We start from the raw sequence: 9,047 nt of genomic DNA, 5'->3' as shown, positions 1-9,047 counted from the left end.
CTCGACGTGGTCTACAACCACACTGCCGAAGGCAACGAACGCGGCCCGACCCTGTCGATGCGCGGCATCGACAACGCCTCGTATTACCGGCTGATGCCTGACGACAAGCGTTTCTACATCAACGATTCCGGCACCGGCAACACCCTGGACCTGAGCCACCCGTGCGTGCTGCAGATGGTCACCGACTCCCTGCGCTACTGGGCCACGGAAATGCACGTGGACGGTTTCCGCTTTGACTTGGCAACCATTCTCGGCCGTTACCGCGACGGGTTTGACGAACGCCACAGCTTCCTCGTGGCCTGCCGCCAAGACCCGGTGCTGCGCCAACTGAAAATGATCGCCGAACCCTGGGACTGCGGCCCCGGCGGCTATCAGGTCGGCAACTTCCCACCGGGCTGGGTGGAATGGAACGACCGCTTCCGCGACACCGTGCGCGCGTTCTGGAAAGGCGACGACGGCCAGCTCGCGGACTTCGCCGGGCGCATGACCGCTTCGGGCGAGATGTTCAACCATCGCGGACGCCGCCCGTACAGTTCGGTGAACTTCATCACCGCCCACGACGGCTTCACCTTGCACGACCTGGTGTCGTACAACGACAAGCACAACGAGGCCAACGACGAGAACAACCAGGACGGCAGCAATAACAACCTGTCCTGGAACCACGGCGTCGAAGGGCCTACCGAAGACCCGGAAATCAACGCGCTGCGCCTGCGCCAGATGCGCAACTTCTTCGCGACGCTGCTGCTGGCTCAAGGCACGCCGATGATTGTCGCGGGGGACGAGTTCGCGCGCACCCAGCACGGCAACAACAATGCCTATTGCCAGGACAGTGAAATTGGCTGGGTCAACTGGGACCTCGACAGTGACGGCAAGGCGCTGCTCAAGTTTGTAAAACGCCTGATCAAGTTGCGCCTCACGTACCCGATTTTGCGCCGTGGACGTTTCCTGGTGGGCGATTACAACGAGGACATCGGCGTCAAGGACGTCACCTGGCTTGCGCCGGATGGCAACGAGATGAGCACCGAGCAATGGGAAGACAGCCATGGCCGCTGCCTCGGCATGCTGATGGATGGCCGCGCCCAGGAAACCGGTATTCGCCGCGCCGGTGCGGACGCCACGTTGTTGCTGGTGGTCAACGCTCATCACGACATGGTCAATTTCCGTCTGCCGCCGGTGCCCGAGGGTGAGTTCTGGACCTGTATGCTCGACACCAATGAGCCGGCCGTGCGCGGCCAGGAACGCTTTGATTTCGACCACGAGTACGCCGTGACTGGCCGCTCATTGCTGCTGTTTGAACTGCAGCGCGACGACGAGGTGTGATATGGCGCTGCATGGATTCCTTCAAGGCAACCGGGGCTATGCGGACACGCAAGCCCTGGGCGACGCCCTGAAGGCACTTCAGGAAGAGGGCCTGGACCAACTGCCGCTGCCCGGCAGCGGCCAGACGCTGGAGCGGTTCAGCCGCCTGGCGCAGGTGGCCGGGCACGATCTGCGGCTGTGCAAATTGTTTGAAGGGCACACCGATGCCTTGGCGATCATTGCCGAACTCGACAGCCCGTTGCCGCCCTTGGGCAGCACATGGGGCATGTGGGCCGCCGAGCCGCCGACCGCCAAGGTGCGGGTGCGCCGCGACGGCCATCGCCTGATCGTCGACGGGCGCAAAGCCTGGTGTTCCGGCGCAGCGGTGGTCAGTCACGGGCTCCTGACCGCCTGGGACGAAGAGGACCGCCAGCAATTGGTCGCCGTGGACATGCAGCAACCGGGTGTCACCGTGACCGATGAAGGCTGGAACGCCGTGGGCATGGCCGCCACCGGCAGTGTCGAGGTGGTTTTCAACGACGCCCGGGGCATTGCGGTCGGCGGGCCTGGGGATTACCTGGCGCGCGCCGGGTTCTGGCAAGGCGGCATCGGCATTGCCGCGTGCTGGTATGGCGGCGCACAACGTTTGGCCGAGGTGTTACGCGAACAATGCGCCAAACGCCCCGAACCGCATGCCCTGGCGCACCTGGGCGCAGTCGACAGTGTGTTGAACAGCGCCGCCTGCGTGCTGCGCGACAGTGCCGAGCAAATTGACCGTGCGCCCCGGGCCGATGCCCGCCAGATTGCCCAGCAGGCACGGGCCTGCATCGAAGATACCGTCGAGCAAGTCATCCACCATGTGGGCCGTGCAGTCGGTGCTGGGCCCTATTGCAAGGATCCGCACTTTGCCCAATTGATGGCGGATTTGCCCGTGTATGTACGCCAGAGTCACGCCGAGCGTGACTTGGCGGCCTTGGGCGAACTGGTCGCCGAAGAACCCACAGGGAGGTGGCTGTTATGAAACCCAATCCGATTGTCGGCCAGGGCACGCCCTTGCATCAGTGGCAGGGCTCGGCGCACATGGCCGAGTTGCCGCAGGTCAGCGTCGAGGACTTGGTGCCTGAAGGGCGTCGTGCGGTGATCATTGCGCCGCATCCGGATGATGAAGTGCTCGGCTGTGGCGGCCTGTTGCAAGGCTTGGCGCAGCTTGGGCGGCCGATGCTGTTGATTTCCGTGACCGATGGCAGCGCCAGCCACCCAGGCTCGCAGCGTTGGCCGGTGGAGCGGTTGAGCGTGGTACGGCCGCAGGAGTCGGCCCAGGCCCTGCACCGCCTGGGTTTGCCGCTGCACAGTTTGAAATGGCTGCGCGCAGGTTTTGCTGACAGCCAGGTCGCCGCCGGCGAAGAACAATTGAGCGCGTTTATCCAGCGCCACCTCAAGCCCACCGACGTGGTGTTCACCACATGGCGCGAAGACGGCCACTGTGACCACGAAGCCGTTGGCCGTGCCAGCGCCAAGGCCGCTGAAAACACTGGCGCCACCCTGTATGAACTGCCGGTGTGGACATGGCACTGGGCAACCCCTGAAGACAGCCAGGTGCCATGGCACCGTGCGCGCAAGATCCCGCTGACACCCGCAGCCGTGGCGCGCAAACGCCACGCTATTCATGCCTTTGCCAGCCAATTGGAAGGCGACCCGCAGATTGGCCTCGGCCCGGTGCTCGCGCCCTATGTGGTGGAGCGCTTGCTGCAACCTTTTGAAGTGGTGTTTGTATGAGCGTGGCCACGCCCTATTTCGACCAGCTGTTCGCCGGCAACGACGACCCGTGGGCTTTCCGCCAGCGCTGGTACGAGCGCCGCAAACGCGCCCTGACCCTCTCAGTGCTGACCCGCCCGCGCTACGCGTCGATCTTTGAGCCCGGCTGTGCCAATGGCGAGTTAAGCGCTGAATTGGCGCCACGTTGTGATCGTCTGTTGTGCTGTGACACCGCAGGCGCCGCCGTGGCCCTGGCGAAAAACCGGCTGCTGGGATTTGCCCATGCGCAGGTGCAACAAAGCCGCTTGCCTGAACAATGGCCTGCCGGCCCGTTCGACCTGATCGTGTTGAGCGAGCTGTGCTACTACCTCGATGCCGATGACCTCAACACCCTGGTGGATCGCGCCCTCGCCTCCCTGACCGACGACGGGCAACTGCTCGCCTGCCACTGGCGCCCCCGCATCGAGGGCTGCCCGCAAACCGCTGAACAGGTGCACGCCCTGCTGCAACAACGGCTCGGCATGTGCCACGTCGTGCAGCATCATGAAGATGACTTCCTGCTCGACCTGTGGAGCCGTGACGGCACCACGGTCGCGACTCACGAGGGCCTGCGATGATTGGCATTCTGATCCCGGTGCACAACGAAGAAGCCTTGCTGGGCGAATGCCTGAAAGCCGCCTTGATTGCTGCCAGCCACCCCGGCTTGCTCGGTGAAGCCGTAGAGATTCTGGCGGTGCTCGACAGTTGCAGCGATGGCAGTGCGGCCATTGCCCAGGCGTACCCGGTGCAAAGCCTGCACGTGCAGGCGCGCAATGTGGGGCACGTGCGCGGCGTCGGGGCACGGCATTTATTGAATCAAGGTGCGCGGTGGATTTCCTGCACCGACGCCGACAGCCGCGTCGCTCCCGATTGGCTGGTGGCGCAATTGGCGCTGGGTGTGGATGCAGTGTGTGGCACGGTGACCGTCGATGCCTGGAGTGAAGGCTTCGACCCGGCCGCGCAAATTCGTTATCACCAGGCGTACCAGGCCCGCGACGGCCACCGGCATGTTCACGGCGCCAATTTGGGCGTGAGTGCCGGCGCTTATGTGCAAGCCGGTGGCTTCGAGCCACTGGCCTGCCACGAGGACGTGCAATTGGTGCGCAACCTGGAGCGTTGCGGCGCCACAATCGCCTGGAGCCACTCGCCTCAGGTCATCACCAGCGCCCGCCTCGACTGCCGCGCCGAAGGCGGTTTCGGTGATTATTTGAAGCGTCTGATGGTCGCCGGCTGAAAAATCCGTGTTTCAAGATGTAAGTGCGACGAATCCTTGTCTATGCTGACATGGCCTTGCTGGCACTCCAGGGTTGGAGTGCCGCACCTCACCGCAGCGGAGTCTGCAGTGAATAAAAGAGAGTCGTCCCGTCAACGGGGCACGACCCCGCACGAATCGACAAGGATGTGACACCCATCATGAGACCTGCCTCCTCAAGCGAGGGCCGTCGCGGCCCCGCGCAAATCTGGAACAGTGCGCCGCAGTTGGCGCAAATCCCTGCCATCACGCCTTCTTCGCTGGTGCCTGCGGGCGCACGCGTGGTGGTTATTGCGCCCCATCCGGGCGATGAAGTCCTGGCCTGTGGCGGGTTGCTGCAACTGCTCAGCACCCTCGAGCACCCGTTGCTGTTGATCTCCATCACCGATGGCAGCGCCAGCCACCCTGGGTCCAACACCTGGCCGGCGAGCCGTTTAAGTGTGATCCGGCCCCAGGAAAGCGCCGAGGCCCTGCGCCGCCTGGGCATGCCGTTGCACAGCCTGAAATGGATTCGCGGCGGGTTTCGCGACGATGCGCTGGCGGCCAGCGAACAACCCATGAGCCAATTTATTGCGCGCTACCTGCAGCCCGGCGACGTGGTGTTTACCACATGGCGCAATGACGGCAACCAAGACCATGACGCGGTTGGCCGCGCGAGTGCCAAGGCCTGCACCCTGATGAGCGCGCGGCTGTATGAGTTGCCCATCTGGGCCTGGCATTGGCCGGTACGCGACGGCGCGGTGATCCCCTGGCAACGCGCGCGCAAAGTGCGCCTCGACACCTGGAGCGTCGCGCGCAAGCTGCACGCCACGCATGCGTACGCCAGCCAATTGGTCGGCGACCCGGAAATCGGCCTGGCGCCGATGCTCGCCCAGGAATTGCTGGAGCGAATGCGCGAACCCTATGAGATCGTGTTTTCGTAGAAGGCCCAACGTTATGTATCGCAGTGTGTACAGCGGCCACTGCGATACACAGCGTTTAACCCGCGGCAATTGTTGAAACACAGCCGATACACTGCAGCGTTCAACTGTGAGCCAGGCATACATCAAGCCGCAGGAGGCTCGCCATGCACACCCCGTTGAATCGCCGCTCCACCTTTCTGGCCATTGCGCTGTTGCAGCTCGGTGTCATTGGCGTCGCCAGCGCCGAAATGCCCGAACTCAACATCCCTTCCATCGCCAGCCATTCCGCCTTCGGCGCGCTCAAGCACGTCAAGGCCGGCCTGCTGGATGTGGCCTATGCCGAGGTCGGCCCGGCCACGGGCCAAGTGGTGATCCTGCTGCATGGCTGGCCCTACGACATCGACAGCTACGCCAACGTCGCGCCGTTGCTTGCCGCCAAGGGCTACCGCGTACTGATCCCGTACGCCCGGGGCTATGGCGACACGCGTTTTCTGTCGGATAAAACCCTGCGCAACGGCGAGCCAGCGGCGCTCGCGCAGGACGTGATCGACTTCATGGACGCGCTGCACATCAACACAGCGGTATTGGGTGGTTATGACTGGGGCGCACGCTCGGCGGACATCGTCTCGGCGCTGTGGCCGGAGCGGGTCAAGGCGCTGGTGTCGGTCAGCGGCTATTTGATCGGCAACCAGGCGGCGGGCAAGAACCCTCTGCCGCCCAAAGCCGAATTGCAGTGGTGGTACCAGTTCTACTTCGCTACCGAACGCGGCGCCGCCGGCTACCAGAAAAACACTCACGATTTTGCCAAGCTGATCTGGCAAACCGCCTCGCCGAAATGGGCATTTGACGACACCACCTTCGACCGCAGCGCCAAAGGCCTGGAAAACCCCGATCACGTGGCGGTCACCGTGTTCAACTACCGCTGGCGCCTGGGCCTGGTGCAAGGCGAAGCGCGCTATGACGCGCTGGAGCAGAAGCTCGCCCAGTCGCCGTCCATCGGCGTCCCGACCATTACCCTGGAAGGCGACGCCAACGGCGCCCCGCACCCGGCGCCGGAAGACTATGCCAAGCGCTTTACTGGCAAGTATGAATTCCGCCTGATCAACGGCGGCATTGGCCACAACCTGCCGCAGGAAGCACCGGCGGCGTTCGCCAAGGCGGTGATTGACGCCGACCACCTGTGACAAGCGCCACGGCGCTGATCAGGCCGGCACGCCCAGAATAATGTGCGAAGCCTTGATCACGGCCGTGGCATTCACGCCGGGCGCCAGGCCCAATTCCGCGACGGCGTCTCGGGTCACGATCGAGTAGACCTTGGAACCGCCGGCCAACTCGATCACCACTTCAGCGTTGACCGCGCCGTCATTCACGCTCAGCACCTTGCCATCCAGGCAGTTGCGCGCCGACAGGCGAATGTCGCTGGACTCGGTCATCAGCATCACCCACGGCGCCTTGATCAGCGCCACGGCTTCCTTGCCCACGGCAATGCCCAGGTTGCGGACGCTCTCCATGGTCACCACCGCCACCAATTGCTCGCCACCCGGCAGGGTCAGGACCACTTCGGCATTGACGGCGCCGTCCTGGACTTGGCTGACGTGGCCTTTGAATACGTTGCGTGCACTGACTTTCATGGGGAGGGTCCTTTTCTTGACTTATAGGTTAGGAATTGCCGCGCATGATTAAACGGAGCGTTGTGTAAAAACAACTATAGCGCCCTGCCCTGCGTCACTTGTGCGTTTAAACGCTGACGAACGTGCGACAGCTGATACGCAATCGCCAGCCAGACAAACCACGCGGGCATCACGCACAGCGCCAGGCGCGTGTCGGGGCGCAGCGCCAGCAGGCTTAACACAACGGCCAGGAAGCCCAGGGAAATCCAGGCCATCGGCACGCCACCGGGCATTTTATACAGCGACGTTTCATGCAGGTCCGGGCGCTTTTTACGGTAGGCGATGTAGGACGCGAGAATAGTCGACCAGGTAAAAATCACCAGGATCGCCGAGACGGTCGACACGATGGTGAAGGCCGTCATCACCTCCGGCACCACAAACAACAGCACCAGGCCCAGCACCATCAGTAAGGTGGTAAACGCCAGGCTGATAAACGGCACGCTGTTCTTCGACAGGCGCCGGAACACGCCCGGCGCATCGCCCAGGTCCGCCAGGCCGAACAACATGCGGCTGGCGGAAAACACCCCGCTGTTGGCCGAGGACGCCGCCGAGGTCAGCACCACAAAGTTGACAATGCCCGCCGCCGCGGGGAAACCGGCTACCAGAAACAACTCGACAAACGGGCTCTTGCTCGGCGACACCTGTTGCCAGGACGTCACCGCGATAATGCAGGCCAGGGCCAGCACATAAAACAGGATGATCCGCAGCGGAATCGAGTTGATCGCCTTGGGCAAGGTCCTTTCCGGCGCTCGGGTTTCAGCGGCCGCCGTGCCGATCAGCTCAGTGCCGGCGAAGGAAAAGATTGCCATCTGGAACCCGGCAAAAAAGCCGAACAAACCGTTGGGGAACGCCGCCTGTTTATCCAGCAAATGGCTCAACGACGCGGTGACGCCGGTGGGCGAGACAAACGAACTGGCGATCAGCACCACGCTCACGCCGATCAAGGTCACCACCGCGATGATCTTGATGATCGCAAACCAGAACTCCACTTCGCCGAACAGCTTCACCGTCAGCACATTCAGAGCGAACAAGGTCAGCAACATACCCACGGCCGGCATCCATGCGGGCAGGTGCGGGAACCAGTACTGGAAAAACCCGCCGACGACCACCGCGTCCCCGACCACCGCCACGCTCCAGCTCAGCCAGTACGACCAGCCGAGAAAAAAAGCCGCACGCGGCCCCAGGTACGCACCGGCAAAGTCGGCGAAACTCTTGAAGTTGAGGTTGGAGAGCAACAGCTCGCCCATGGCACGCATCACGAAATACACGAACAACCCGATGATCATGTAGATCAGGATGATCGAGGTGCCGGACAACGCGATGATCTTGCCGGAGCCCATGAACAAGCCAGTGCCGATGGCGCCGCCCATGGCCATCAGTTGGATGTGGCGGTTGCTCAGGGTGCGTTGCAACGCAGGCTTTTCACCCAGCCCGGGTGTGGTTGTTTTCATCACAAAACCTCTTGTTATGTTTTTGAGTTTTGGCAGAAAAGAGTCGAGCGGTTTTTTTATTATTCGGGTCAGGCGATCAGGCGGTCTGGCGTTCGAAACCGTGCAAGACGTTAACGGCGTTGATACCGATTTCATCGACCATGTAGCCGCCTTCCATCACAAACAGTGTCGGGACACCGACGCTGGCGATGATTTCGCCCATGCCGAGGAAGTCCTCGCTGTCGAGCAGGAAATGGCTGATGGGGTCGTCCTTGAACGTGTCGACACCCAGGGAGATCACCAGCACCTCGGGGGCGAACTCGCGCAGTTGCCGGCAGGCGTCGACCAAGGCGGTTTTGTAGTGGGCCCACGTGGTGTTTTTTGCCAGCGGGTAATTCAGGTTGAAACCCTCACCGGCGCCGGTGCCGCGCTCGCTGCTGAAACCGGAAAAGTACGGGTACGACACGGCCGGCTCGCCGTGCAAGGAGACGAACAGCACGTCGGGGCGATCATAGAAAATGTTTTGCGTGCCGTTGCCGTGGTGAAAGTCCACGTCCAGCACCGCCACGCGTTTGGCGCCGCGGGTGATCGCCTGTTGCGCAGCAATCGCCGCGTTGTTGAGGTAGCAGTAACCGCCCATGTATTCGCGCGCGGCGTGGTGGCCGGGCGGGCGGCACAAGGCGAACGCGCTGTTGTGGCC

10 protein-coding genes are annotated in these 9,047 nt (G+C 62.8%); 7 read left to right on the top strand and 3 right to left on the bottom strand.

All coding sequences use genetic code 11. The features are described 5' to 3' along the window. The 7 genes from glgX to WBB95_RS14490 form a co-directional block, all read left to right on the top strand. Positions 1–1,320, top strand: a 1,320-nt coding sequence (glgX, locus tag WBB95_RS14520; protein ID WP_424488210.1) for a glycogen debranching protein GlgX, incomplete at its 5' end; no start/stop codon positions are given. 1 nt (position 1,321) lies between these two features. After that, the gene (locus WBB95_RS14515; protein ID WP_424488209.1) at positions 1,322–2,320 is read left to right on the top strand and encodes an acyl-CoA dehydrogenase family protein; all 999 of its coding nucleotides are present in this window, start codon (positions 1,322–1,324) and stop codon (positions 2,318–2,320) included. After that, positions 2,317–3,075, top strand: a complete 759-nt coding sequence (locus tag WBB95_RS14510) for a PIG-L deacetylase family protein (RefSeq protein WP_424488208.1) — start codon at positions 2,317–2,319, stop codon at positions 3,073–3,075. The genes WBB95_RS14515 and WBB95_RS14510 overlap by 4 nt, the downstream gene beginning before the upstream one ends. After that, positions 3,072–3,671, top strand: a complete 600-nt coding sequence (locus WBB95_RS14505; protein ID WP_424488207.1) for an SAM-dependent methyltransferase — start codon at positions 3,072–3,074, stop codon at positions 3,669–3,671. The genes WBB95_RS14510 and WBB95_RS14505 overlap by 4 nt, the downstream gene beginning before the upstream one ends. Next, positions 3,668–4,327: a glycosyltransferase gene (locus WBB95_RS14500; RefSeq protein ID WP_424488206.1), complete on the top strand. Its 660-nt coding sequence runs from the start codon at positions 3,668–3,670 to the stop codon at positions 4,325–4,327. Before WBB95_RS14505 ends, WBB95_RS14500 begins: the two co-directional genes overlap by 4 nt. Positions 4,328–4,506: 179 nt before the next feature. Beyond that, complete coding sequence (locus WBB95_RS14495) at positions 4,507–5,268, top strand: PIG-L deacetylase family protein (protein ID WP_424488205.1); 762 nt, start codon at positions 4,507–4,509, stop codon at positions 5,266–5,268. A 143-nt stretch (positions 5,269–5,411) separates the two neighbouring features. Further along, positions 5,412–6,431, top strand: coding sequence for an alpha/beta fold hydrolase (locus WBB95_RS14490; RefSeq protein WP_424488204.1), 1,020 nt, complete (start codon positions 5,412–5,414; stop codon positions 6,429–6,431). An 18-nt stretch (positions 6,432–6,449) separates the two neighbouring features. Here WBB95_RS14490 and WBB95_RS14485 read toward each other — a convergent pair whose 3' ends face one another. The 3 genes from WBB95_RS14485 to WBB95_RS14475 all read right to left on the bottom strand — a co-directional run. Next, the gene (locus tag WBB95_RS14485; protein WP_424488203.1) at positions 6,450–6,878 is read right to left on the bottom strand and encodes a TOBE domain-containing protein; all 429 of its coding nucleotides are present in this window, start codon (positions 6,876–6,878) and stop codon (positions 6,450–6,452) included. 74 nt (positions 6,879–6,952) lie between these two features. Further along, positions 6,953–8,368, bottom strand: coding sequence for an amino acid permease (locus WBB95_RS14480; RefSeq protein WP_424488202.1), 1,416 nt, complete (start codon positions 8,366–8,368; stop codon positions 6,953–6,955). A 76-nt stretch (positions 8,369–8,444) separates the two neighbouring features. Further along, the coding region (locus tag WBB95_RS14475; RefSeq protein WP_424488201.1) for a histone deacetylase family protein at positions 8,445–9,047 on the bottom strand (603 nt) is incomplete at its 5' end.

It is taken from the genome of Pseudomonas sp., assembly GCF_049645325.1.
Taxonomy (GTDB): Bacteria; Pseudomonadota; Gammaproteobacteria; order Pseudomonadales; family Pseudomonadaceae; genus Aquipseudomonas.
This window is presented reverse-complemented; position numbering and strand designations above follow the sequence as displayed.

Bases quoted from the DNA above. Each gene is read 5' to 3' on its own strand.
- WBB95_RS14500 (WP_424488206.1), top strand. From the start codon at position 3,668: ATGATTGGCATTCTGATCCCGGTGCACAACGAAGAAGCCTTGCTGGGC.
- WBB95_RS14485 (WP_424488203.1), bottom strand. From the start codon at position 6,878: ATGAAAGTCAGTGCACGCAACGTATTCAAAGGCCACGTCAGCCAAGTC.
- WBB95_RS14480 (WP_424488202.1), bottom strand. From the start codon at position 8,368: ATGAAAACAACCACACCCGGGCTGGGTGAAAAGCCTGCGTTGCAACGC.
- WBB95_RS14495 (WP_424488205.1), top strand. From the start codon at position 4,507: ATGAGACCTGCCTCCTCAAGCGAGGGCCGTCGCGGCCCCGCGCAAATC.
- WBB95_RS14510 (WP_424488208.1), top strand. From the start codon at position 2,317: ATGAAACCCAATCCGATTGTCGGCCAGGGCACGCCCTTGCATCAGTGG.
- WBB95_RS14490 (WP_424488204.1), top strand. From the start codon at position 5,412: ATGCACACCCCGTTGAATCGCCGCTCCACCTTTCTGGCCATTGCGCTG.
- WBB95_RS14505 (WP_424488207.1), top strand. From the start codon at position 3,072: ATGAGCGTGGCCACGCCCTATTTCGACCAGCTGTTCGCCGGCAACGAC.
- WBB95_RS14515 (WP_424488209.1), top strand. From the start codon at position 1,322: ATGGCGCTGCATGGATTCCTTCAAGGCAACCGGGGCTATGCGGACACG.